General features: G+C 70.1%; 21 protein-coding genes and 1 pseudogene. 7 read left to right on the forward strand and 15 right to left on the reverse strand.

The features are described from left to right. Positions 1-40: 40 nt before the first annotated feature. Entirely contained in the window at positions 41-952 is a 912-nt protein-coding gene (ddaH, locus tag OG729_RS28165) for a dimethylargininase (RefSeq protein WP_405808637.1), read from the reverse strand. 122 nt (positions 953-1,074) lie between these two features. Between ddaH and OG729_RS28170 the strand changes: the two genes are divergently transcribed. Continuing rightward, the gene (locus tag OG729_RS28170) at positions 1,075-1,839 is read left to right on the forward strand and encodes a bifunctional DNA primase/polymerase (protein ID WP_405808638.1); all 765 of its coding nucleotides are present in this window, start codon (positions 1,075-1,077) and stop codon (positions 1,837-1,839) included. A gap of 354 nt (positions 1,840-2,193) precedes the next feature. Here OG729_RS28170 and OG729_RS28175 read toward each other — a convergent pair whose 3' ends face one another. After that, a complete protein-coding gene (locus tag OG729_RS28175; RefSeq protein ID WP_405803484.1) occupies positions 2,194-3,474 on the reverse strand; it encodes an IS701 family transposase in 1,281 nt (426 codons plus the stop codon). A gap of 186 nt (positions 3,475-3,660) precedes the next feature. On the opposite strand from OG729_RS28175, the pseudogene OG729_RS28180 reads away from it, so the two are divergent. Further along, positions 3,661-4,591, forward strand: a pseudogene (locus tag OG729_RS28180) (IS5 family transposase). A 196-nt stretch (positions 4,592-4,787) separates the two neighbouring features. On the opposite strand, the gene OG729_RS28185 reads toward OG729_RS28180, so the two are convergent. The 5 genes from OG729_RS28185 to efeO all read right to left on the reverse strand — a co-directional run bounded on the left by OG729_RS28185 (position 4,788) and on the right by efeO (position 10,606). Then, entirely contained in the window at positions 4,788-6,068 is a 1,281-nt protein-coding gene (locus OG729_RS28185; protein ID WP_405803484.1) for an IS701 family transposase, read from the reverse strand. 213 nt (positions 6,069-6,281) lie between these two features. Beyond that, complete coding sequence (locus OG729_RS28190; RefSeq protein ID WP_360877021.1) at positions 6,282-7,199, reverse strand: hypothetical protein; 918 nt, start codon at positions 7,197-7,199, stop codon at positions 6,282-6,284. Then, the gene (gene efeU / locus OG729_RS28195; protein WP_360877024.1) at positions 7,150-8,133 is read right to left on the reverse strand and encodes an iron uptake transporter permease EfeU; all 984 of its coding nucleotides are present in this window, start codon (positions 8,131-8,133) and stop codon (positions 7,150-7,152) included. The genes OG729_RS28190 and efeU overlap by 50 nt, the downstream gene beginning before the upstream one ends. A 15-nt stretch (positions 8,134-8,148) precedes the next feature. Further along, positions 8,149-9,450 carry an iron uptake transporter deferrochelatase/peroxidase subunit gene (efeB, locus tag OG729_RS28200; RefSeq protein ID WP_405808641.1) on the reverse strand — a complete coding sequence of 434 codons (1,302 nt, stop codon included), beginning with the start codon at positions 9,448-9,450 and terminating at the stop codon, positions 8,149-8,151. 13 nt (positions 9,451-9,463) lie between these two features. Then, entirely contained in the window at positions 9,464-10,606 is a 1,143-nt protein-coding gene (gene efeO, locus OG729_RS28205) for an iron uptake system protein EfeO (RefSeq protein ID WP_405808642.1), read from the reverse strand. 298 nt (positions 10,607-10,904) lie between these two features. Here efeO and OG729_RS28210 point away from each other — a divergent pair, with 298 nt between their 5' ends. Continuing rightward, on the forward strand, positions 10,905-11,576 hold the full coding sequence (locus tag OG729_RS28210; protein WP_360877034.1) for a PhzF family phenazine biosynthesis protein: 672 nt from the start codon (positions 10,905-10,907) through the stop codon (positions 11,574-11,576). Between the two features lie 20 nt (positions 11,577-11,596). Here OG729_RS28210 and OG729_RS28215 read toward each other — a convergent pair whose 3' ends face one another. Further along, a complete protein-coding gene (locus tag OG729_RS28215) occupies positions 11,597-12,286 on the reverse strand; it encodes a biliverdin-producing heme oxygenase (protein WP_360877037.1) in 690 nt (229 codons plus the stop codon). A gap of 171 nt (positions 12,287-12,457) precedes the next feature. After that, entirely contained in the window at positions 12,458-13,315 is an 858-nt protein-coding gene (map, locus tag OG729_RS28220; RefSeq protein ID WP_360877040.1) for a type I methionyl aminopeptidase, read from the reverse strand. A gap of 58 nt (positions 13,316-13,373) precedes the next feature. Here map and OG729_RS28225 point away from each other — a divergent pair, with 58 nt between their 5' ends. Then, positions 13,374-13,607 (forward strand): hypothetical protein, encoded by a 234-nt coding sequence (locus tag OG729_RS28225; protein ID WP_360877043.1) that lies wholly within the window; start codon positions 13,374-13,376, stop codon positions 13,605-13,607. A gap of 47 nt (positions 13,608-13,654) precedes the next feature. Here OG729_RS28225 and OG729_RS28230 read toward each other — a convergent pair whose 3' ends face one another. After that, entirely contained in the window at positions 13,655-14,260 is a 606-nt protein-coding gene (locus tag OG729_RS28230; protein ID WP_405808644.1) for a hypothetical protein, read from the reverse strand. A 95-nt stretch (positions 14,261-14,355) separates the two neighbouring features. Here OG729_RS28230 and npdG point away from each other — a divergent pair, with 95 nt between their 5' ends. Together npdG and OG729_RS28240 are read left to right on the forward strand one after the other, a co-directional pair. Further along, entirely contained in the window at positions 14,356-15,069 is a 714-nt protein-coding gene (npdG, locus tag OG729_RS28235) for an NADPH-dependent F420 reductase (RefSeq protein WP_360877049.1), read from the forward strand. 23 nt (positions 15,070-15,092) lie between these two features. Beyond that, a complete protein-coding gene (locus OG729_RS28240) occupies positions 15,093-15,335 on the forward strand; it encodes a hypothetical protein (protein ID WP_360877052.1) in 243 nt (80 codons plus the stop codon). Here OG729_RS28240 and OG729_RS28245 read toward each other — a convergent pair. After that, positions 15,325-16,128, reverse strand: a complete 804-nt coding sequence (locus OG729_RS28245; RefSeq protein WP_360877055.1) for a site-2 protease family protein — start codon at positions 16,126-16,128, stop codon at positions 15,325-15,327. The two genes, OG729_RS28240 and OG729_RS28245, sit on opposite strands and share 11 nt — an antisense overlap. Before the next feature lie 161 nt (positions 16,129-16,289). Here OG729_RS28245 and OG729_RS28250 point away from each other — a divergent pair, with 161 nt between their 5' ends. Further along, positions 16,290-19,928 (forward strand): AfsR/SARP family transcriptional regulator, encoded by a 3,639-nt coding sequence (locus OG729_RS28250; RefSeq protein ID WP_405808645.1) that lies wholly within the window; start codon positions 16,290-16,292, stop codon positions 19,926-19,928. A gap of 13 nt (positions 19,929-19,941) precedes the next feature. Here OG729_RS28250 and OG729_RS28255 read toward each other — a convergent pair whose 3' ends face one another. The 4 genes from OG729_RS28255 to panB form a co-directional block, all read right to left on the reverse strand. Next, positions 19,942-20,787 carry an ABC transporter permease gene (locus OG729_RS28255; protein WP_360877063.1) on the reverse strand — a complete coding sequence of 282 codons (846 nt, stop codon included), beginning with the start codon at positions 20,785-20,787 and terminating at the stop codon, positions 19,942-19,944. Beyond that, a complete protein-coding gene (locus OG729_RS28260; RefSeq protein WP_405808647.1) occupies positions 20,784-21,794 on the reverse strand; it encodes an ATP-binding cassette domain-containing protein in 1,011 nt (336 codons plus the stop codon). Before OG729_RS28260 ends, OG729_RS28255 begins: the two co-directional genes overlap by 4 nt. Before the next feature lie 100 nt (positions 21,795-21,894). Beyond that, positions 21,895-22,269, reverse strand: coding sequence for a cupin domain-containing protein (locus OG729_RS28265; RefSeq protein ID WP_360877069.1), 375 nt, complete (start codon positions 22,267-22,269; stop codon positions 21,895-21,897). A gap of 177 nt (positions 22,270-22,446) precedes the next feature. Then, a complete protein-coding gene (gene panB / locus OG729_RS28270) occupies positions 22,447-23,307 on the reverse strand; it encodes a 3-methyl-2-oxobutanoate hydroxymethyltransferase (RefSeq protein ID WP_360877072.1) in 861 nt (286 codons plus the stop codon). Between the last annotated feature and the right edge of the window lie 118 nt (positions 23,308-23,425).

A 23,425-nucleotide genomic window follows, 5' to 3' on the forward strand; every position in this document is an offset into this window, starting at 1 on the left:
GGAGCCGCCGTTGCACCCACACACCCGCCGCTGCGGAGATTCAGGGCCGGAGCTCCAGCGTGCAGCACTTGACGCTGCCGCCGCCCTTGAGCAGTTCGCTCAGATCCATGCCCATCGGCTCGAACCCCCTCTCCCGCAACGGTTCGAACAGCCCCACCGCCGCCTGCGGCAGCAGCACATGGCGTCCGTCGCTCACCGCGTTCATGCCCAGCGCCGATGCCGCCGGCTCGTCGGCGATCAGGGCGTCCGGGAAGAGCCGGGTCAGTACCGAGCGGCTGCCCGCCGAGAACGCGTCCGGGTAGTACATGATCTGGTCCGCCGCGTCGTCCAGCACGCACAGCGCCGTGTCCAGGTGGTAGTAGCGGGGGTCCACCAGATCCAGGCCGATCACCGGCCGGCCGAAGAACTCCTGCGCCTCGGCGTGCGAGAGCGGGCTGGAGCGGAAGCCGCGCCCCGCCAGCAGATAGGACGCAGTGACGGCGAAGTCGCCCTCGCCCTCGTTGATGTGTACCGGCTCGTGGACCTCGGTGAAGCCATGGTCCCGGAACCAGCCGAGATGCGCCTCGGCCTCGGCGGTGCGCTCCGGATGCGCGAAGCGCGCGCCGAGCACCCGCCCGTCCACGACGGTCGCCCCGTTCGCGGCGAAGACCATGTCGGGCAGCCCGTCCAGCGGATCGAGCAGTTCGACGGTGTGGCCGAGCGAGATGTAGCGGTCGCGCAGGTCCTCCCGCTGGGCGAGGGCGAGCGGCAGATCAACCGGCTTCGTGGGGTCCATCCACGGATTGATGGAGTACGTGACCCGGAAGTGGGCCGGCGGGCACATCAGATAGCGCCGAGTCGGCAATGAGGGCTCCTTACGGACGGCTGGGGCAACTGCCGCCCATGGTGAGGCCTGCGAGGCCCGCGCACTGTGATCCGATCGGGTGGTTTGCCACGAAGGGCGCCAGGGCAAGGCGCTGAGCCCCCGGAATGCGCGGACAAGCCCCCCGGTTGGGGGCGGTGGCCGTCCGAGGAGCAGGATGGTGGGACGATGGCAGGGTCCACCTGGAGCAAGCGTGAGGTGTGAGGGGATAGATGGGCGACGGTAAAGGCCGCTACCGCGGCACGGAGAACAGGCTCTCCCGGGAGAGCCGGCTGCCCCAGTGGCTGCGCCGGCGCCCCAAGAACACCGAGCCCGAGGACTCCCGCCGCGAGACCCTGCTGCTGGCCAGCGCCGCCGCGGGCCTGCCGCTCGCGCCCGCCGCCCACCCCGTCGCGTACCGCTGTTCCTGTGAACGCATCGGCTGTCCGACCCCGGGCAGGCACCCGGTCTCCTTCGCCTGGCAGACACAGTCCACGACCGACAGCGCCCAGATCGAGCGCTGGGCCCAGGGCCAGCCGCAGGCCAACTTCATCACCGCGACCGGCATGGTGCACGACGTCCTCGACGTTCCCCTGGAGGCCGGCCGCAGCGCCCTCGACCGGCTGCTCGAGCAGGGCATCGAGGTGGGCCCGGTCGCCGAGTCCGGCGGCGCGGGCAACGAGGGGAGGCTGCTGTTCTTCACCGCCACGCGCGGCACCCCCGAGGACGAGGACGAGTGGTGGCCCTGTGAGCTGGACTGCCACCCCGAGACGATGGACGAGCACCCGGGGCTGCGCTGGCACTGCCGCGGCAGCTATGTCCTCGTACCGCCCGCGAAGCTGCCCGGCGATCTCGACGTGAGCTGGGTGCGCGGCCCCGAGCATCCGCTGCCGGATCCGCTGACGCTGCTCGAGACGCTGACGGACGCGTGCGCGAAGTATGCGGGCGAGAACGAGCGGCTGGACCATCACGAGGTGGCCTGGCCCCTCGGTCGCTAGGGCGTGTTTTAGAAGTCCCGCCTGCCCCGCGACGCCTGGCACGCACACTCGCGATGTTGTCGGAGTCGCCCAAGTACGTCCAGTACGAGGGCGATCCTCCGCCTTGCGATTGCACGCACCAGACGCCGCAGGGCCCGCCCTGCGGGCGGACGGCGCTACTTCTAAAACACGCCCTAGTACTCCAGCAGGATTTCGCTGTCTGACCTGCGGGTTTCGCTGGGCGGCTGGAGTGTAGCGGGCTGTGGAGTGGTCAGGGGCGGTCTCACGGAGGCCGCCCCTCGAACGTGCGACAACGCCGCAGGTAATGACAGCGACGGGCGACTGCCTGGCGTCGTCGGCGCCAGTTCGACCAGCTCATCGCGTGGCGTCGGCCTCGGCGTCCGCGCAGGTGCGGGGGCCGGGGACGACAAGCTGCCAGGAGTCGCCGAACCTCCGCCACTGTGAGCGCGATGGCCCCGGCTGCCTCACCGGTTCCGCCCCCTTTTCCCTGGCCTGGTGTGCCGTGGCTGCCAGGAAGGCGTGCGCGAGCATGGCGAGGGTGATGTGCCGGTACCAGCCCACGTAACGGCGGACTTCGTACTGGTCCAAGCCGCACTCGTTCTTCGCGGCCTGGAAACACTCCTCGATCGCCCAGCGCGACCCGGCGATCCGCACCAGTTCCCGGGCGGTGGTCTCCAAAGGGGCGTAGGCGAGGTAGTAGGCGACTTCGTCGGGCTTGCGGATGCTGCGACGGGCCAGCGCCCACCGCATCCGATGGGGGACCTCGCCCTGGTAGTCGAACTCGGCGACGGCCGGCAGCCGCACCGCCGCCCAGTGGTAGACCCGCGGTCCCTTCGCGCCGTCTCCGCATGAGATCTTCTCCCACGCCTCGGCCGGGGCCTGTGCGAACAGGCCCTCGATGCGGGGACAGCCCACAGTGAACTGGGACTTGGGCACGGCCAGCACATAGCCGACGCCCGACTGCTCCAGCAGCCGACGGAAGCGACTCTCCTGGCCGTAGGCGGAATCCGCAGTGACCCAGGCGATGGGCAGCGGTGAGGCGAGGGCCCGCAGCACCATGCGCCGGGCCAGTTCGCCCTTGGTGGCAAACGCCTGGTCGTCGGGGACTTTGGCCGCGCGGCAGCGTTCACGGTCCTCGGCCCAGGACTTGGGCAGATACAACTCCCGGTCCACCAAGGCGCGCCCGCGGCCGGAGGCGTAGGCGGCGAAGACACCGATCTGGCAGTTCTCGGTGCGGCCGGCGGTTCCGGAGTATTGGCGCTGAACCCCGGCGGAGGTGGTGCCCTTCTTGATGAAGCCGGTGTCGTCGATGATGAGGACCCCGCCGTCCTCACCGAGCTTGTCGGCGACGTATTGCTGCAGGTCGTCGCGGATGTCGTCGGGCTCCCACTTTGCGCCGGCGAGCAGGTGCTGCAGACCGTCGGGGGTGGCATGGCCTGCCTGTTCGGCCAGCTGCCAGCTGTTCTTTCGGGCCACCGGGGCGAGCAGTCCGCGTACGTAGTCACGCATGCGGCGGCGAAGCTCCACACGGCCGAAGTGATGACCGATGGTCACGAAGAGGTCGTCCAGTTCAAGGTCCCACTGCTCGGCAGCACTCTCGAAGATCACGTGGGGAGCTTTCCCAACCGCTGTCATTACCTGCGGCGTTGTCGCACGTTCGAGGGGCGGCCTCCGTGAGACCGCCCCTGACCACTCCACAGCCCGCTACACTCCAGCCGCCCAGCGAAACCCGCAGGTCAGACAGCGAAATCCTGCTGGAGTACTAGGCACTGTTTCTCGGATCTCGGGACGTGAGCGGGGGGTTGGGGTCAGGCTCGGGGTATGGGCCGTGGGGATCTGACAAATGCGGAATGGGATCGGCTGGCTTCGTGCTTACCTCGTGGTGGTACTCGTGGGGGCCGGTGGAGCGATCACCGTCGGGTGATCAACGGGGTCCTCTACCGGGTGCGGACGGGTGTTCAGTGGCGGGATCTTCCGGAACGGTTCGGGCCGTGGGAGACGGTCTATAAGCGGCATCGCCGCTGGTCCGCGGATGGAACGTGGGAGATGCTGCTGTCGAAGGTCCAGGCCGCCGAGGACGCCGCGGGCCGGATCGACTGGGACGTCTCGGTGGACTCAACAGCGGTGCGGGCCCACCAGCACGCCGCCGGCGCAAGGAAGGCTCGGCCGGCCGCGGTTGTTCAAAGGGGGCCGTCCGGGGGACGAACCAGGCCGATCCGGTGCTTCGGAAGCTGGCCGCCCGATTGGCGGAGGTGGTCAGATCGGCGAATGCCTGGGACGCTCCCGCGGAGGCTTCACGACCAAAATCCACCTCGCCGCGGAGGGACGATGCCGACCCCTCGCCCTCGTCCTGACACCCGGACACTACGGCGACGGCCCTCAGCTCGAGCGCGTGCTGGAGCAGGTATCCGTGCCTCGCACCGGAGTCGGGCGGCCCCGCACCCGCCCCGACCATGTCCTGGCGGACAAGGCCTACACGTCCCGAATTAACCGTCGTTACCTGCGACGACGTGGAATCCGGCACACCATCCCCGAACGTCTCGACCAGCAAGAACACCGCCGCAACCGCGGTTCCCGAGGCGGCCGGCCCACCGGTTTCGACAGCGAGCGCTACAAGAAGCGCAACACCGTCGAACGCGCCATCAACCGGTTGAAGGGCTTCCGAGCCGTCGCCACCCGCTACGAGAAACGCGCCTACATCTACCTCGGCACCGTCACACTCGCAGCACTCCTGATCTGGCTCCGCACATGATCCGAGAAACAGCGCCTAGTACTCCAGCAGGATTTCGCTGTCTGACCTGCGGGTTTCGCTGGGCGGCTGGAGTGTAGCGGGCTGTGGAGTGGTCAGGGGCGGTCTCACGGAGGCCGCCCCTCGAACGTGCGACAACGCCGCAGGTAATGACAGCGACGGGCGACTGCCTGGCGTCGTCGGCGCCAGTTCGACCAGCTCATCGCGTGGCGTCGGCCTCGGCGTCCGCGCAGGTGCGGGGGCCGGGGACGACAAGCTGCCAGGAGTCGCCGAACCTCCGCCACTGTGAGCGCGATGGCCCCGGCTGCCTCACCGGTTCCGCCCCCTTTTCCCTGGCCTGGTGTGCCGTGGCTGCCAGGAAGGCGTGCGCGAGCATGGCGAGGGTGATGTGCCGGTACCAGCCCACGTAACGGCGGACTTCGTACTGGTCCAAGCCGCACTCGTTCTTCGCGGCCTGGAAACACTCCTCGATCGCCCAGCGCGACCCGGCGATCCGCACCAGTTCCCGGGCGGTGGTCTCCAAAGGGGCGTAGGCGAGGTAGTAGGCGACTTCGTCGGGCTTGCGGATGCTGCGACGGGCCAGCGCCCACCGCATCCGATGGGGGACCTCGCCCTGGTAGTCGAACTCGGCGACGGCCGGCAGCCGCACCGCCGCCCAGTGGTAGACCCGCGGTCCCTTCGCGCCGTCTCCGCATGAGATCTTCTCCCACGCCTCGGCCGGGGCCTGTGCGAACAGGCCCTCGATGCGGGGACAGCCCACAGTGAACTGGGACTTGGGCACGGCCAGCACATAGCCGACGCCCGACTGCTCCAGCAGCCGACGGAAGCGACTCTCCTGGCCGTAGGCGGAATCCGCAGTGACCCAGGCGATGGGCAGCGGTGAGGCGAGGGCCCGCAGCACCATGCGCCGGGCCAGTTCGCCCTTGGTGGCAAACGCCTGGTCGTCGGGGACTTTGGCCGCGCGGCAGCGTTCACGGTCCTCGGCCCAGGACTTGGGCAGATACAACTCCCGGTCCACCAAGGCGCGCCCGCGGCCGGAGGCGTAGGCGGCGAAGACACCGATCTGGCAGTTCTCGGTGCGGCCGGCGGTTCCGGAGTATTGGCGCTGAACCCCGGCGGAGGTGGTGCCCTTCTTGATGAAGCCGGTGTCGTCGATGATGAGGACCCCGCCGTCCTCACCGAGCTTGTCGGCGACGTATTGCTGCAGGTCGTCGCGGATGTCGTCGGGCTCCCACTTTGCGCCGGCGAGCAGGTGCTGCAGACCGTCGGGGGTGGCATGGCCTGCCTGTTCGGCCAGCTGCCAGCTGTTCTTTCGGGCCACCGGGGCGAGCAGTCCGCGTACGTAGTCACGCATGCGGCGGCGAAGCTCCACACGGCCGAAGTGATGACCGATGGTCACGAAGAGGTCGTCCAGTTCAAGGTCCCACTGCTCGGCAGCACTCTCGAAGATCACGTGGGGAGCTTTCCCAACCGCTGTCATTACCTGCGGCGTTGTCGCACGTTCGAGGGGCGGCCTCCGTGAGACCGCCCCTGACCACTCCACAGCCCGCTACACTCCAGCCGCCCAGCGAAACCCGCAGGTCAGACAGCGAAATCCTGCTGGAGTACTAGGTCCCGTCCGGCAGGATCGGCCGGACAGGACCCAAGCGCACGCTGCCCGGATCGAGGACCCCGGTCCGGGGCCCAGCCGCGGCTACGAACCCTTCGCCGAGGTCAGACCCGTCAGTCGGCCCAGCACCTCGACCTGCCCGCTGCCCGCCGCGCCCGTCGGCACCGTCACCGCCTGGCTGGAGACCCGCTCCTTGGTGATCGTGGAGGTCACCTGCCCGGTCAGCAGCGCCTTGACGTCCGGGTGCACCTTCAGCCGTACACCCTTCGCCGCGGTCTGCCGCTCGTAGTTGCGCACGGTGAAGAAGACCAGCGCGTTGCCGTCCTCGGTGACAAGGCCCAGCGGCGCGAAGTCGTCCGAGTCCAGCGGCTGGTCGATGTACTGCGTGGTCATCCCCGGCAGATTCGCGTCCTTCTTGCGGGAGGCGCGCCAGCCCGAGGTGTGCGGTCCGTCCTTGAAGTGCTCCGGCTTCCCGTTCTGCATGTACGAGGCGTACTCCTCGCTCAGATCGCGGGGAGCGACCGCCAGCGCCGTGCTGTCCGGGGCGACCGGCTCGGCCCAGCCGTCCTTGTCGGTCTTCAGGGCCGGGATCCGGCTGGGGGACAGGATCGTGAGATACGCCGCCTGCCACAACTGGTCCGCACCGCCCCGTACGAAGACGAGCACCCAGCGGTTGTCCCCGGCACCCTTGTCCACATCGCGGTTGGAGTCCACGTCGGCGAGGAAGAAGCGCGGCCAGCCGGCCTTCTTCGGGATCGTGAACTTCGCGTCGGTCAGCTCCAGCGGCACATGCTGCGGGTTGCCGTCCGGGTAGTTGACGTTGCGCGCCTTGAGACCGGCCTGGTTGATCGCGCCGAGCGCACCGGTGACATGCTCCGCGTCCAGCGCCGGGTCGTACGCCTTGTCGGCCTCGTTGTACGCGTCGGTGAAGTCCTTGAGAGCCTGCGCGGCCTCACCCCTCGTCGCGGACGGAACGACTTCCAGCTCCCCGTGCACCGTCACGCACGCGCTCGCTGTCAGAGACAGCACTGTCGTCGCCGCGAGTCCCGTCGCCGCCCGGCGCAGCCTTCCCACCCGCATCGGCCTTCTCATCGGTTGCCTTCTGCTCCTTGACCCCCACTGACCGTCCGAACCCTACCGGGGCCAGGAACAGCCCGAGCGTCGGGATCAGATACAGCGCCCACACCGTGACCTGAAGAACGGTGGGGTTGGGCTGGAAGTTGAAGACGCCCTTCAGCAGCGTGCCGTACCAGCTGTCCGGCGGGATCGTCGCGCTGATGTCGAAAGCCTTGTTCGCCAGACCGCCGAGGAAGCGCGCCTCCTGGAGGTCGTGCACGCCGTACGCAAGGACGCCCGCCGCCACGATCACCAGCATGAGGCCGGTCCACTTGAAGAACTTCGCCAGGTTGATCCGCAGCGCGCCCCGGTAGAACAGCCAGCCCAGCACGACCGCGGTGGCGATGCCGAGCAGCACACCGGCCAACGGGCCCTGGGTGCCGCCCTCGTCGGTGGCCGCCCGGACCGACGCCCACACGAACAGCGCCGTCTCCAGGCCCTCGCGCCCCACCGCCAGGAACGCGGTGGCGACCAGCGCGCCCGTGCCCATCTGTAGCGCGGCGTCAAGCTTGCCGTGCAGTTCGGACTTCAGATGCCGCGCCGTGCGCCGCATCCAGAAGACCATCCAGGTGACCAGGCCGACCGCGACGATCGACAGCGAGCCGCCGAGCAGCTCCTGCGCCTCGAACGTCAGCTCCTGCGAGCCGAATTCGAGCGCGAAGCCGAAGCCGAGAGAGAGCGCGACCGCGACCCCGATGCCGATCCAGACCGGGCGCAGCGCGTCGCGCCGCCCGGTCTTGACCAGATACGCGATCAGGATGCAGACGACCAGGCTGGCCTCGAGGCCCTCGCGCAGGCCGATCAGATAGTTACCGAACACGTCGGGTCCCTTCGGTCAGGAGAACAGCGCCCGGCCCCACCAGTCGTCCTTGCCCCGGACGCCCGGCGGGACGGCGAACAGCGCCGAACCCACGTGCTGGATGTACTCGTTGAGGTCGTCGCTGCCCGCCAGCGAGCGCTGAACCGGAATGAAGCCCTTGTGCACGTCGCGCTGGTACGCGAGGAAGAACAGCCCCGCGTCCAGCCGGCCCAGACCGTCCGTGCCGTCGGTGAACGAGTAGCCGCGGCGCAGGATCCTCGCGCCGCCGTTGGTGTCCGGGTGCGCGAGCCGTACATGCGCGGTCGGCAGCATCGCCTTCAGGAACGGCTCGTCGCGCTCCTTGGCCTTGCCGACCGGCGCGCCCTCGCCCTTGTCGCGGCCGAAGATGTCCTCCTGCTCGCTGAGCGGAGTGCGGTCCCAGGTCTCGATGTTCATCCGGATCCGGCGCGCGACGAGATACGAGCCGCCGGCCAGCCAGCCCGAGCCCTCCTTCTCGGAGACCCAGACATGCTTGTCGAGCGCGGCCGTGTCCGTACCGGCGATGTTCCGGGTGCCGTCCTTGAAGCCCATCATGTTGCGCGGGGTCTGCGCCTCGGGCGTCGTCGACGAGGTCTTGCCGAAGCCCAGCTGCGACCAGCGGACCGCGACCTTGCCGAAGCCGATGCGGGCGAGGTTGCGGATCGCGTGCACCGCGACCTGCGGGTCGTCCGCGCAGGCCTGCACGCACAGATCGCCGTCGCTGCGCGCGGGGTCGAGGTTGTCGCCGGGGAACTTCGGCAGCTCCGCCAGGGCCGCCGGGCGCTTGCCCTCAAGGCCGAAGCGGCCCTTGGCGAACAGGGACGGGCCGAAGCCGATGGTGAGCGTGAGCCGGGACGGCTTGAGGCCGAGAGCCTCGCCGGTGTCGTCCGGCGGGGCCTCGGCGAGACCGCCGTACGCGCCCTCGCCGACCGCCTGGCCGGCCGTCATCCGCTCCGCGGCGCGCGTCCAGTCCTTGAGCAGCTGCACCAGCTCGGCGCGGTCCTTCGTCTTCACGTCGAAGGCCGCGAAGTGCAGCCGGTCCTGGACGGGGGTGGCTATACCTGCCTGGTTCGGGCCGTGGAAGGGCACGGCCGCGCCGGCCGAGGCGGCGGGCTCGGTTGTGTCCCCGCGGCTCAGGGCAACGGCGCCGCCGGCCGCGGCGGCGCCGAGCGCGAGGCCCGCACCGCCCCAGCCGAGCACCGAACGACGGGACGGAGCCTGGTCCTGGGACTGGCCGCCGGTCTCCGTGGTCTCCGCGGTCTCGACGGTCTCGGTGGTGTCGTTGTTCTTCTCGGACATGTCGATCCCCCCGTTACTTCGCAACCGCGGCGCCGAGCTTGGACAGCGGCTCGGCGAGCGCGTTGACGCCGTCGCTGAGCTCCTTGCGCTGGTCCTTGCCGACCTTGTCGTAAGAGGTGAACTCGTACGAGGTGGTGTCCTTGCGGTACTTGTCGAGCAGCGCGTTCAGCGTCGCGAACTGCTTGTCCAGCTCGGCGACGAGCTTCGGGTCGTTCTTGGTGGCGACCGGCTTCAGCAGCTCGAAGGACTTCTGCGCACCTTCGACGTTGGCCTTGAAGTCCACCAGGTCGGTGTGGCTGTAACGCTCTTCCTCACCGGTGACCTTGCCGGTGGCGACCTCGTCCAGCAGCTCCTTGGCGCCGTTGGCCATGGAGGTCGGGGAGATCTCGGCGGTGCCGACCTTCTTCTGCCAGTCGGTCAGGTCCTTGATGAGGGTGTCGGCGAGGGCCTTCTCCGCGGGGCCGAGCTTCTTGGTCTGCCACAGCGCCTTCTCCAGCGTGTGCCAGCCGGTCCACTTCTGGCCCTTCTCCAGGCCGTCCTCACGCAGGTCGACCTTCGGGTCGATGTCGCCGAAGGACTCGGCGACCGGCTCGGTGCGCTCCCAGCCGATGCGGGAGTCGGCGTAGGCCTTCTTGGCGGCCTCGATGTCGCCCGCCTTCACGGCGTCGGTGAAGACCTTCACCTTGGGCAGCGTCTCGTCGGCCTGCTGCTGCACGTACTTGCGGTACGCGGCGACGGCGGCGTCCATCTGCGGGCTGCGCTTGGCGGCCTTGCCGTTGCCGGTGGCGCTGACCTTCTGGCTGATGCCGTCGCCCTTCATGCCGGGCTTGCAGGTGACCTCGTAGTCACCGGCCTTCACTTCGGCGGTGATGTTCGCCTTGGTGCCGGGGCCGATGTTCTCGCGCTCGGTGACGATGCGGCCGTCCGGGAAGAGGACGTAGACCTCGGTGACCTTGGAGCCCTTGTTCTCGATGTCGAGCTGGACGTGCCCGGCCGGGAACTCCTTCTTCGACAGCTCGCAGGAGTCGTCCTTCGCGGTGACCTTGATCGCGCCGTCGCTGCCCTTGGCATCGCTCTTCTCGGCGCAGCCTGTGACGGCGGTCAGGGCCGCTGCGGTTGCGGCGGCGGTGACGACGGACAGACGGACGGCTCGCATGCGGACTCCAGGGTTCGGAAGTGAGGCGGACCTAACTTAACCGAGGCTTACCTGACCGATACCCGCCCGTCCAGTGATTCAGCTCTCATACCGTTCATAGGGTCACGGGCGAATCGCGGAACGCCTGTGGAAATCCCATGTCCAGGTAAAGGCAGGGTCAAGTGACCCGTTTCGAGTGCGCCGGAAGCGCTGCGGTGTGCGACTGCCACGGGATGCGCCGCAACCGTGCCGGCTTCCGTGCCGACCGCCATGTTGGCCGAAAACACCAAGTCGGCCTGCCTGGTGCTTGAATGCTGGAGTGAATGAACGTGACGTGCTCGACGTGCTCCACGTCTTCTGCGGTGGCGACGGCCGGTACGGCAACGCCCTCGGTGTCGTACGCGACCCCCGCGCGTATCCCGACCGGGCGTCCCGGCAGGCACTCGCCGCCGAGCTCGGATTCAGCGAGACCGTGTTCGTCGACGACCCCGAGCGCGGCGTCGTCGACATCTACACCCCCGGCCTCCGGCTTCCCTTCGCCGGGCATCCGCTCGTCGGCGCCGCCTGGCTGCTCGATCTTGAGGCGGTGAATCCGCCCGCCGGCGAGGTGTGGGTCCGGCAGGACGGGGAGTTCACCTGGATCACCGCACGCGCGGAGTGGGCGCCGCCGCGCACACTGCGGCAGTACGGCTCGGCCGCCGAGGTCGACGCGCTCGAGGTGCCGCCTCCCGGTGAGTGGGTGTACGCGTGGGGATGGGAGGACGAGGCCGCGGGCCGCGTCCGGGCGCGCGCCTTCCCCGGGCGGGGCGACGGCATCGACGAGGACGAGGCGACCGGTGCAGCGGCGCTGCTGCTCACCGACCGGCTCGGGCGGGCCCTGAACATCACACAGGGCCGGGGATCGCAGATCCTGACCGCCCCCGGCCCCGACGGCACGATCGAGATCGGCGGCCGCGTACGCCTCGCGACCCCCGTTCCCGTCTCGCGCTGAGCACCGCGCCCACCTGCCGCTTATGCGCTGAGCGGGCCCCTTCGGTGTGCCGCGGTGGCCGTGCCCAGCTCCCGGAACATCGCTCCGTTGCAGTGGAACGCCCGCTTGCACTCGTCCACGATCCGCTGCTTCTCCAGGTCGTCCGCGTTCACCGCGTCCAGCAGTTCGCGGTAGTCCCGCTTGAACGCCGCCGGGTTCGGGATCTGCTCGAAGACGTAGAACCGTACCCCGTCGCCCTTGCGCCCGAAGCCCCAGATCCTCTCCGCCCTGTCGCGGATGATCTGGCCGCCGGACAGGTCGCCGAGGTATCGGGTGTAGTGGTGCGCGACATAGCCCGCGGGCCAGTCGCTCGCGCACTGTGCGATCCGCGCGGCGTACGCGGCGGTCGCGGGCAGCGGCGTGAGCCCCTTGCGCCAGTCCACTCCCCGCAGATGCGCCAGATCGCGCTCCAGTTCCGCCGTACGCATCAGCTCCGGCCGGATGAACGGCCCCGCCACCGCGTCGCCCCTCAGCGCCTGCGCCGGCTCCTCCAGCGCCCGGTACACGAACCAGAGCTGCTCGGTGTAGCGCGCATACGCCTCCACCCCCAGCCGGTCGCCGAGCAGGTCGCTCATGAAGGACGAGGTCTCCGCCTCGGTGTGCTGCGCGTGCGAGGCGACACGGATGACCGTCGAGAAGGGCGTACCGGTGGTCGTGGCGGTGGCGTCCAAGGCGGGCCTCCAGGGGACCGGTGGGGACGGGAAAGGAAGCGGTGGCGGCACTGGCTGTTGCCGGCGCCACTCTTCCGACTTAGGCTTACCTAAGTCAATATGTTCCCGACGTCCTGTCGGTAAAACCCTACGCCTCTCGGCGATCGCCGCAAGACGATCACGGCAGAGCGATCACGGCAGGGTGAGGATCTCCGTGCCCGTCTCCGTCACCACGAGCGTGTGCTCGAACTGCGCCGTCCGCTTCCGGTCCTTGGTCACCACGGTCCAGCCGTCTTCCCACATGTCGTACTCGTGCGTGCCGAGCGTGAGCATCGGCTCGATCGTGAACGTCATGCCGGGCTGGATGACTGTCGTGGCATGCGCCGCGTCGTAGTGCGGGATGATCAGCCCCGAGTGGAACGACGAGTTGATCCCGTGCCCCGTGAAGTCGCGCACCACGCCGTATCCGAAGCGCTTCGCGTACGACTCGATGACCCGGCCGATCACATTGACCTGGCGGCCCGGCTTGACGGCCTTGATGGCACGGTTGAGTGACTCGCGGGTCCGCTCCACCAGCAGCCGCGACTCCTCGTCGACGTCGCCGCAGAGATAGGTCGCGTTGTTGTCGCCGTGCACGCCGTTGATGTACGCGGTGACGTCGAGGTTCACGATGTCACCGTCGCGCAGCACGGTGGAGTCCGGGATCCCGTGACAGATGACCTCGTTGACCGAGGAGCACAGGGACTTGGGGAAGCCGCGGTAGCCGAGCGTGGAGGGATAGGCGCCGTGGTCGCACATGAACTCGTGCGCGACCCGGTCCAGTTCGTCCGTGGTCACGCCGGGCGAGATGTGCTTGGCGGCCTCCTGCATCGCCTGCGCGGCGATACGACCCGCGATGCGCATCCGTTCGATGGTCTCGGAGTCCTGGACCTCCGGCCCGGTGTACGGCGTCGGCGCGGGCTTCCCGACGTACTCGGGGCGCCGGATGTTTCCGGGAACGGAGCGGATGGGAGAGAGCTCCCCTGGTACGAGCAGCGACTGGCCAGACATGCCAGCGAGTCTAACCAGGGGCGATGGGGCAGCATGGCGGGAGAGGAAGGAGCCGACGATGGCCCTGTTCAAGAAGCGCACGGTCGGAAAGCCGGGCGAGTGGTACTACTGCCTGCAGCACAAGAAGGTCGAAGAGGGCCCGGAGTGCCCGGCGAAGGACCGCTTCGGTCCGTACTCCTCGCGCGAGGAGGCGGAGCACGCGATGGAGATTGCGCGGGAACGGAACCTTCAGTGGGAGACGGACCCGAAGTGGCATGACGCGCCCAGGCCGGACGGCGACGACGTGGCGTAACCGAGGGTCCCGTGGGCTCTGGAGCCGTCCTTCCGGTCGCCCCCGAACTACCAGCGCGCGGGCGGCGGTGACGTCAGCTGGTCCGCCAGCCGCGACAGCCGGTCCCTGAGCCGCCGCCGCCCCCGCGCCACCGGCACGCTGTTCTCCCCGGCCGCCGCGCTCACCAGATGCTGCACCGTGTCGATGTCGACGTCGTCCACCTGCCCGGCCACCGTCAGCGCCTCGTGCGCCAGGCCGTGCACCTCCGGGTCGCCGCCGTCCAGCGCCAGCACCGTCGCCCCGGCCCGCCGGGCGTCGTGCACCCGCTCGAGCAGCCCAGCGTCCGGCCGCGTCGGCGCCACCACCAGCAGGGTCTCGCCGCGCCGCGCCGCCTCCAGCCTGCCGAGCCCGACCGCCAGCTGCGCGGGATCGGCCGGCCGCACCCGGTGCCGTACGAGCGTCGGCGTCAGCTCCGGCTGCCCGGACCAGGCCGCCTCGTCCACGAGATGCGCGGCCAGATGCCACGGCTCGTACTCCTCGGTCCCCACCAGCAGCAGCCCGCCGCCCTGCGGCACCACGGACGACCGCAGCACCCCCGCGAACCGCCGGGTCGCCGCCGGCCACTGGGTACCTGCCAGGACTTCGCGCAGCAGCGCGACGCGTACGGCATCCATGGCCCCGCATACTGCACCACGGCCGGACCGGGCGGGGCCGGTTGCCGCCCGCTCACCCGATCGGGTGCCCAATACCACGAAGTAAGGTCGAGCCCATGACTTCTACTGACAGTGCAGGCACCGCGCCGAAGGCTCCCGCCAAGGACCCCTGGGACCTCCCCGACGTGTCCGGCCTGGTCGTCGGCGTCCTCGGCGGCACCGGCGACCAGGGCCGCGGGCTCGCGTACCGGCTGGCCAGGGCCGGGCAGAAGGTGATCATCGGTTCCCGGGCCGCGGAGCGCGCCGAGACCGCGGCCGCCGAGCTGGGCCTCGGCATCGAGGGTGCTGACAACGCCGAGTGCGCCCGGCGCAGCGACGTGGTGATCGTGGCCGTGCCGTGGGACGGGCACGCCAAGACCCTTGAGACGCTGCAGAAGGAGCTCGTGGGCAAGCTCGTCGTCGACTGCGTCAACCCGCTCGGCTTCGACAAGAAGGGCGCGTACGCGCTGAAGCCGGAGGAGGGCAGCGCCGCCGAGCAGGCCGCCGCCCTGCTGCCCGACTCCCGGGTGACCGCCGCCTTCCACCATCTGTCCGCCGTGCTGCTCCAGGACGAGTCGATCGAGGAGATCGACACCGATGTGATGGTGCTGGGTGAGGTACGCGCGGACACCGACCTGGTGCAGGCGCTGGCTGGCCGCATCCCTGGCATGCGCGGAGTCTTCGCGGGCCGGCTGCGCAATGCCCACCAGGTCGAGTCGCTGGTGGCGAATCTGATCTCGGTGAACCGCCGCTACAAGGCGCACGCGGGTCTGCGCGTCACCGACGTGTAGTCGACGACAGGGCAGCCGGGGCCATGGGGGACACTGGACGGCGTACGTCATCAGTACCCGGACAGGAGCCGTACCCCATGCCCCGCCTCGCTCTCTCCTCCCTCGCCCTCTGCCTCCTCGCCGTCGGGGCGGCGGTGGTGTCCTTCGTACAGGGCAGCTGGCTGGGGATCGTGTGGGTGCTGCTGGCCGGGCTCTCCTCCAACATGGCGTGGTACTACCTGCGCCGGGCGAAGGCGGAGCGCCAGGCCCGTGGGGCTACCGGTTGACGAACGCCTGGCAGGCGTCGCTCGTCTGCCAGAAGCGGTAGAAGTCCTGGCCGCAGTACGTCTCGGCCTCGCTGATGCCGAGCCCCCGCAGGATGGCGTCGATCGCGTCGAAGAAGGCGTGGTTCACCTCGGGGATGAACAGGATGCCGAAGACGGCGAGCAGCCCGAAGGGCGCGTACGGCTCGACCTGGCGGCGGACCTTGTACGAGAGCCACGGCTCGATCACGCCATAGCCGTCAAGGCCGGGCACCGGCAGGGAGTTCAGGATCGCGGCGGTGATCTGGAGCAGCGCGAGGAACGCGAGCGCGAAGCGGAAGACCAGCGGGACCCCGTCCAGCGCGTTCAGCCAGAACGGCGCGGTGCATACGAGGGCGAACAGCGCGTTCGTCAGCGGCCCTGCCGCCGAGATCAGGCTGTGCTTCCAGCGGCCGCGGATGCGGCCCCGCTCGATGAAGACCGCGCCGCCGGGCAGACCGATGCCGCCCATGATCACGAACAGTACGGGCAGCACGATGCTCAGCAGCGCATGGGTATAAACGAGCGGATTGAGGGTCAAGTACCCTTTTGTGCCGATGGAGATGTCGCCACTGTGGAGTGCGGTGCGGGCGTGTGCGTACTCATGCAGACAGAGCGAGACGATCCAGGCGGATGTGACGAAGAGGAACACGGCGATGCCGGGGCTGGCCGAGAAGTCCGTCCACACCGCCCAGCCGGTCACCGCCATGACGGCGACGATCCCGAGGAACACCGGACTGATGCGCCGGTCGCCGTGGCGCTTGGTGGCGGTGGTCATGGGTGCGGCTCCTGAGGCTTGGGGGTCCCCCCACGCCCGCCAGGGCGTTAGGGGGAGGGACGTGCGGGACCGACCGTACCGGTGACGTGAAGGGAACGTCCCGCGGGGGCGCGGAGGTTCCTGCTGCACGAGGCCGGGGCGGCAGCGGTGACAATGGGCGGGTGCGCTATCGGGTACTCGGCACCACTCAGGCTCTGAACGACGACGGCACGCCCGTCGCGCTCGGCGGTGCGCGGCTGCGCGCGCTGCTGGCCGTACTCGCGCTTCGGCCCGGGCGTACGGTCCCGGTCGGCGTCCTCGTCGACGAGGTGTGGGACGGCGATCCGCCCGCGGACGCGGTGGGCGCGGTGCAGGCGCTGGTCGGGCGGCTGCGGCGGGCGCTGGGACATGCGGCGGTGGCGTCGGCGGACGGTGGCTACCGGCTGTGCGCCGAGGGCGAGGATGTGGACCTGCACCGTTTCGAGCGCCTTGCGGGGGAGGGGGCGCGGGCGCTGGAGGAGGGCGACGCGGTGAAGGCGGCGGCGCTGCTCGACGATGCGCTGGGTCTGTGGCAGGGGCCGGTGCTCGCCGATCTGCCGAACCGCACGGCCGAGTCGGCGCGCTGGGACGCCCGCCGCCTGGACGCCCGCCGCGCGCGCCTCGCGTCGGCGCTGGCGCTGGGCCGCGCGGAGGAGGCGCTGCCGGAGCTCGTCGCCCTCTGCGGGGAGCACCCGCTGGACGAACGCCTCCAGGCACTGCGGCTGCGGGCGCTGCGGGCTGCGGGCCGGCCGGCGGAGGCGCTGGCGGCGTACGAGGAGATACGGGCGGACTTGGCGGACCGACTGGGGGCGGACCCGGGCCGCGAACTGCGTCTGCTCCACGCGGAGTTGCTGCGCCCGGATGTTCCCCCTGCCCCGCCCCTCCCCGACCCTGGGGCTGCGCCCCAGCCCCCGTGGGTGACGCCTGGGGCTGTGCCCGGGCCCGGCAGCGGGCCAGAGTTCCCGCCGCGGGGCGGCGCGGAACAGGGCCCTCGGGCTCCCGCAGGGGACGCCTCCGGAGCTTCCGGCGAAGCCGGGGCGAGGGTCTGGGCACCGGGACCGCGTCCCGGGGAACCGTTCTCGCCGCGGAGCGGCGAAGAAGCGACCGAAGCGACCGGCGAAGCCTGGGCGGGGGATTGGGGTCCGGGACCGCGTCCCGGGCAACCCTTCACGCCGCGGAGCGGCGCAGAGGCCGGGGGCCTGCGTCCCGGTGAATCCCTCCCGCCGCGGAGCGGCGAAGGAAACCGGGACGGGATGGCCCGGGTCCAGGAGGGAAGCCCCGCCGGGAATCTGCGTGCCCGGCTCACCTCCTTCGTCGGGCGCGATGCCGACATCCTCACCATCCACGCCGACCTGACCCACTCCCGCCTCGTCACCCTCCTCGGCCCCGGCGGTGCCGGAAAGACCCGGCTGTCGCAGGAGGCGGCCGAACGGGCCGCGGAGGCGTGGCCCGACGGGGTGTGGCTCGCCGAGCTCGCGCCCGTGGACGACCCCGAGACCGTTCCCGACGCCGTCCTCACCGCCCTCGGCGCCCGCGAGACCGTGCTCCGCGGTGCCGGTGCCGAGGAGCTGCGCGCCGCCGAGCGAAACGGCGACGACCCCCTCGCACGGCTCACCGAGCACTGCTCGCGCCGCCGCATGCTGCTCCTCCTCGACAACTGCGAGCATGTCGTAGACGCCGCGGCCACCCTCGCGGAGCGGCTCCTGGAGAGCTGCCCGGCCGTCACCGTCCTGGCCACCAGCCGCGAACCGCTCGGCGTCCCGGGCGAGTTGGTGCGCCCGGTGGACCCGCTGCCGGACCCCATGGCCCTGCAACTGCTCGCGGACCGCGGCACGGCCGCCCGGCCCGGTTTCCGCATCGAGGACGACCCGGACGCCGCCGCCGAGATCTGCCGCCGCCTCGACGGGCTCCCGCTCGCCATCGAACTCGCCGCCGCCCGGCTGCGGATGCTCACCCCCCGCCAGATCGCCGACCGGCTCGACGACCGCTTCCGCCTCCTGACCAGCGGAAGCCGCACCGTACTGCCGCGCCAGCAGACGCTCAGAGCGGTCGTCGACTGGTCCTGGGACCTCTTGGAGGACACCGAACGCGCCGTCCTGCGGCGGCTGTCGGTCTTCGCGGGCGGCTGCGACATCGCCGCCGCCGAGGCCGTCTGCGGCGCGACCGCCCTCGACGTACTCGGGTCGCTCATCGACAAGTCACTCGTCGTCGCCGCCCCGACCCCCGACGACCAGATGCGCTACCGCCTCCTCGAAACCGTCGCCGAGTACGCCGCCGAGCGCCTCGACGAAGCCGAGGAGCGGGACGCCGCGGAGCGCCGGCACCTGCTCCACTACCGGGAGTTGGCGCGCACCACCGACCCCCTCCTGCGCGGCCACGGCCAGCGCGGGGCCATCGCCCTGCTGCAGCGCGAGTACGAGAATCTGCGCACCGCGCTCCGCCGCGCTGCCGCAGCCCGTGACGAGCAGGAGGTGCTCTGCCTCGTTCTCTCGCTGTCCTGGTACTGGCAGATGCGGGATCTGCGCAGCGAGGCCAGACACTGGGCCGCGGCCGCAGGCGCACTGGGCCCCGACCCCTTCCGCGCGCCCGTCGAACCCGCCCCGCCGATCTTCGAGCGGTTCACCGACGCGCCGCCGCCCATGTCGCCGGAGCTGCTGCAGGAGGCCAGACGCAGCGCGGGGCTGATCCGCATGGTCTTCATGGAGTACAACATCGAGGAGTGGACGACCCCGGAGCGGACCGAGTGGCTGCGCGGGGTCACCCGGGCCTATCACCCGGGGCTGCCGCAGACCTGCCGCCCGCCGGCCTCGCTGTGGTTCTTCGCCGTACTGCTGACCGGGAACGCCGAGGACCTGAAGGATCTGCTCAACGAGACCGTCAAGGCCTGCCGTGCCTACGGATACGAGTGGGAGCTCGCCGCCGCGCTCCAGGCCCGCGCCAATGTCCTCGCCAACCGCACCCAGTGGGCGGGTGACGCCACCCGTGACGCCGACGAGTCGCTGGAGCTGTTCACCCGGCTCGGCGACGCCTGGGGCGCGGCCGAGGCACTGTCCGCGCGCGGCGAGGCGCACGAGCGGCGCGGCGAATACCGGCTGGCCGCCGAGGACTTCACGGCCGCGATCGGGTATGCCGAGCGGATCGGCGCCCAGGCCCAGACCGCGGTGCTGCGCTCCCGCCTCGCCGGCATCCTCCTGGAGTCGGGCGAGGGTGACCGGGGCGAGGCGATCATCCGCGAGGTGCTGGCCGAGAAGGGCATGGGCAACGAGTCGGCGGCCATCGCCCGGCTGTACCTCGTGCTGTGGCTGGCCCGCAGCGGTCGCGTCCAGGAGGCGCGGGCCGAGATCACGCAGCTGCTGCAGCAGTTCCAGTCCAGCACCCTCGCGATCTTCGAGGGCATGGTCGTCGGTGTACAGGCCTGGCTGGACGTGATGGACGGCTGCTACGAGCAGTCGTTGGAACGGGTCCGTGTGGCGCTGCGCAGGGCGCACGACCCGCTGGCCCGTATGGTCGCGCCGCAGTTGGCCTCGGTGCACCTGGTGACCGCCGCGACTGCCCTGGCCAAGGGCCGGCCCGGCCGCGCCGAGGACGCGGCCCGGGTGCTCGGCGCGGCCGACGCCGATCTGCCGCCCGGTCATTTCCGTCCGCTGTACGAGAGTGAGAGCCGGGTCGAGGCGGAGGAAGCCGTACGCGCCCTGCTCGACGATGCCGCGTACGAGGCCGCGTACGCCGAGGGCGGCGGCCTCACCTTCGATGAAGCCGCCGCCCTGGTCCAGGACCCCTGACCCCCTGTCGGGATCACGTCTTCTTACGGAACTTGGCGACCGCGAGCGGCGCCGTGACGAGCGTGATCACCGCCGCCCAGCCGAGCGTCATCCACACCGCGTGGGCGACCGGGCCGCCGTTGATCAGATTCCGGGCCGCGTCCGCCAGGTTGGAGAGCGGGTTGTAGTCGGTGAAGGTCTGCAGCCAGCCGGGCATCGTGGTCGGCGGGGCGAAGATCGACGAGCCGAACTGGAGCGGCATCAGGACCATCATGGCCATCCCCTGCACGGCCTGGGCCGTCTTCATGGTGAGACCGAGCAGGATGAAGATCCACATCAGCGAGGCGCCGAAGACCAGGGAGAGGCTGACCGCGGCGAGCAGTTCGAGCACCGAGGTGTGGATCTGCAGGCCGAGCAGGAAGCCCATGCCGAGCAGTACGGTCGTGGCGACCAGCATCCGGCCGACCTCGACCACGATCTTCGCGATGAGGACGGAGGACCGGGCAATGGGCATGGACCGGAAGCGGTCCATCACGCCCTTCTTGAAGTCGTCGTTGACGCCGGTGCCGACGGCCATGGCGATGTTCATGCCCATCATCGCCATCATGCCGGGGACCACGTAGTTGACGTACTGCTGCTGGTTGCCCTTGCCGGAGATCGCGCCGCCGAAGACGTACACGAACAGCAGAATGAAGATGACCGGCATCAGCAGGGCGTCGAACATCGACTCCGGGTCCTGCTTGATCTGCAGGGCGTTACGGCGCACCAGCGCGCCGATGTGCCGCAGATTGGCCCGCAGGCCGATCCGGCCCTCGCCGGGAAGCGCCTTCGCCGGGGCGGGCGCGGGCGTCTTCGAGTGCTGCAACGTTGCCGTACTCATGCGGCGACCTCCTCGGGAATGGCGTCGGACACGGGCGTCTTCTCACCGGTGATGGCCAGGAACACCTCGTCCAGGCTGGGCAGATGGGTGCCGATGTGTGCGATCCCGAAACCGTGGGCGCCCAACAGGCCGACGACGGCGGTCAGTTGCTCATCGCTCAGGATCGGTACGTACAGCAGGCTCTCGTCGGGGACGACCGTCGCACCGGTGACCCCGTCGAGGCCCGACTCGCCGAGCATGCGGGCCATGGCGGACAGCTGCGCCGGGTCGCTGGGCCGGATCTGCAGGGTGCGGCCGCCGACTTTCGCCTTGAGCTCGTCGACGCGGCCGTTCGCGATGACGCGCCCGCGGTCGATGACCGTGAGCTCGCTCGCCAGCTGCTCGGCCTCCTCCATGTACTGGGTGGTGAGCAGTACGGTCGCCCCCTCCGCGACCATCCGCTGCACCTCGTCCCAGACCTCGTTGCGGGTCCTGGGGTCGAGGCCGGTCGTGGGCTCGTCCAGATAGAGCACGGCCGGCTGCCCGACCATCGAGGCGGCCAGGTCGAGGCGGCGGCGCATGCCGCCGGAGTACGTCGCCGCGGCCCTCTTCGCGGCGTCCGTGAGCGAGAAGCGTTCCAGCATCTCGTCGGCGCGGCGGCGGGCATCACGCCGTGGCAGATCGAGCAGCCGCCCGATCATGTACAGGTTCTCCCAGCCGGACAGTTTCTCGTCGACCGAGGCGTACTGTCCGGTGAGTCCGATGGTGCGGCGCAGCTGCCGCGGCTGCTTCAACACGTCGTAGCCGGCGACGACGGCATGGCCGGCGTCCGGGACGACGAGGGTGGAGAGGCAGCGTACGAGAGTGGTCTTGCCGGCGCCGTTGGGTCCGAGTACACCGAGCACGGTGCCTTCACGGACGTCGAGATCCACGCCGTCCAGCGCTTTGGTACTGCCGTAGTGCTTGACCAGCCCCCGCACCTGGACGGCGCTGCGCGTGCCGTCTGGGTTCTTGTCGTTTCGCGTCATGCCGTCAACGATGAGGGGCGTCGCCGACAGGCCGCCGACACGTCACCGACAGGTCACCGACAAGCGGGCGACAGCCCGCCGACACCGCTGAAGATGCAGGTCAGGAGCTCGCAGGCTTGGCGTAGTCGACGAAACCGGCCCAGTCGAGCGCGACGCAGGGCTCATCGCCGACCACCCAGGCGTCGTGGCCGGGCTGGATGTCGATGAAGTCGCCGGGACGTATCTCATCGGTCTCGCCGTCATTCATGACGACCTTCATGCGACCGCTGAGGACATAGCCCAGATGGTGCGACTGGCAGCTGTCGGTCCCGGCGATGGGCTTGATGTGCTTGGACCAATGCCAGCCCGGCTCGAACACGGCACGGCCGACCGGCGGCCCGCCTTCCGTGGTGAGGAGGTCGAGCCTCCCAGTTCCCTCTGAGAACGGACGGGTCTCTTCCGGGGAGTCGAAGGTCTTACGCACGATTCCGGCCATGACTACCGCCTCCCGGCGGGGTGGTGCGAGGAACCCCGAGGCCACTTTCCAGGCTACGCCAGGGCGTGTTGATGGCCACCGCTCAGGCCGACAGCCCGCCGACGGGGGAAGATCGGCGGGCTGTCGTTGGTGCCGGAGGTGGCTATGGGGCCCAGGGAAAGGTGTCCCTCGGCGGCCCTAGTGGAAGGTGTGCTCCTCCTGCGGGAACGCCCCGCCGACGACGTCGTCGGCGAAGGCCTTCGCGGCGTCACCGAGGGTCTGGCGGAGGTTGGCGTACTGCTTGGTGAAGCGCGGAACCTTGCCGCCGGTGAGGCCGGCCATGTCGGTCCAGACGAGGACCTGGGCGTCCGTGTCGGGGCCCGCGCCGATGCCGATGGTCGGGATGTGCAGGCTGCGGGTGACCTCGGCGGCCAGCTCGGCCGGTACGAGTTCCAGGACGACCGCGAAGGCGCCGGCGTCCTGTGCCGCCTTGGCGTCGCGCAGCAGCCGGTGCGCATCCTCGTTGCCGCGGCCCTGCACCCGGTAGCCCATGGTGTTGACGGACTGCGGGGTCAGGCCCAGATGCGACATGACCGGGATGCCGGCCTGCACCAGCATCTCGGTCTGGCCCAGCGAGCGCTCGCCGCCCTCCAGCTTGACCGCGCCGACGCCCGCGTCCTTGACCAGCCGGGTGGCGTTGCGCAGCGCCTGGACGGGGCCCTCCTGGTACGAGCCGAAGGGGAGGTCACCGACGACGAGGGCGCGCCTGGTGCCCCGTACGACAGCGGCAGAGAGCATGGTCATCTCGTCCATCGTGACCGGCACGGTGGTGTCGTAACCGAGGTGACAGTTGCCCATGGAGTCGCCGACGAGAATGACCGGGATGCCGGCCTCGTCGAAGACGGACGCGGTCATCGCGTCGTAAGCGGTGAGCATCGGCCACTTCTCGCCGCGCTCCTTGGCGGTGGCGACGTCGTGGACCGTAATGCGGCGAGTGCCCTTGCCGCCGTACAGCGCCTTGCTGCTGTCGGTGGGCTTCTGGGCAGCCTGAAGCGTCATGGCTGAACGGCTCCTTCGTCATCTCGTGGCGCCCTGACGGCGTCCCCGGATCACCCCCATGGTGGCACCTAGTGCCGTCCGGAAGGAAGAGGACCCGTTTCTTCGGTAAAGTGTTTCT

The organism is Streptomyces sp. NBC_00210 (assembly GCF_045160975.1).
Classification (GTDB): Bacteria; Actinomycetota; Actinomycetes; order Streptomycetales; family Streptomycetaceae; genus Streptomyces.

Excerpts from the sequence above, each read along its gene's own strand:
- OG729_RS28170 (WP_405808638.1), top strand. The coding sequence starts at position 1,075 with ATGGGCGACGGTAAAGGCCGCTACCGCGGCACGGAGAACAGGCTCTCC.
- OG729_RS28175 (WP_405803484.1), bottom strand. The coding sequence starts at position 3,474 with ATGACAGCGGTTGGGAAAGCTCCCCACGTGATCTTCGAGAGTGCTGCC.
- OG729_RS28185 (WP_405803484.1), bottom strand. The coding sequence starts at position 6,068 with ATGACAGCGGTTGGGAAAGCTCCCCACGTGATCTTCGAGAGTGCTGCC.
- efeB (WP_405808641.1), bottom strand. The coding sequence starts at position 9,450 with ATGTCCGAGAAGAACAACGACACCACCGAGACCGTCGAGACCGCGGAG.
- efeO (WP_405808642.1), bottom strand. The coding sequence starts at position 10,606 with ATGCGAGCCGTCCGTCTGTCCGTCGTCACCGCCGCCGCAACCGCAGCG.
- map (WP_360877040.1), bottom strand. The coding sequence starts at position 13,315 with ATGTCTGGCCAGTCGCTGCTCGTACCAGGGGAGCTCTCTCCCATCCGC.
- OG729_RS28225 (WP_360877043.1), top strand. The coding sequence starts at position 13,374 with ATGGCCCTGTTCAAGAAGCGCACGGTCGGAAAGCCGGGCGAGTGGTAC.
- OG729_RS28230 (WP_405808644.1), bottom strand. The coding sequence starts at position 14,260 with ATGGATGCCGTACGCGTCGCGCTGCTGCGCGAAGTCCTGGCAGGTACC.
- npdG (WP_360877049.1), top strand. The coding sequence starts at position 14,356 with ATGACTTCTACTGACAGTGCAGGCACCGCGCCGAAGGCTCCCGCCAAG.
- OG729_RS28240 (WP_360877052.1), top strand. The coding sequence starts at position 15,093 with ATGGGGGACACTGGACGGCGTACGTCATCAGTACCCGGACAGGAGCCG.
- OG729_RS28245 (WP_360877055.1), bottom strand. The coding sequence starts at position 16,128 with ATGACCACCGCCACCAAGCGCCACGGCGACCGGCGCATCAGTCCGGTG.
- OG729_RS28255 (WP_360877063.1), bottom strand. The coding sequence starts at position 20,787 with ATGAGTACGGCAACGTTGCAGCACTCGAAGACGCCCGCGCCCGCCCCG.
- OG729_RS28260 (WP_405808647.1), bottom strand. The coding sequence starts at position 21,794 with ATGACGCGAAACGACAAGAACCCAGACGGCACGCGCAGCGCCGTCCAG.
- OG729_RS28265 (WP_360877069.1), bottom strand. The coding sequence starts at position 22,269 with ATGGCCGGAATCGTGCGTAAGACCTTCGACTCCCCGGAAGAGACCCGT.
- panB (WP_360877072.1), bottom strand. The coding sequence starts at position 23,307 with ATGACGCTTCAGGCTGCCCAGAAGCCCACCGACAGCAGCAAGGCGCTG.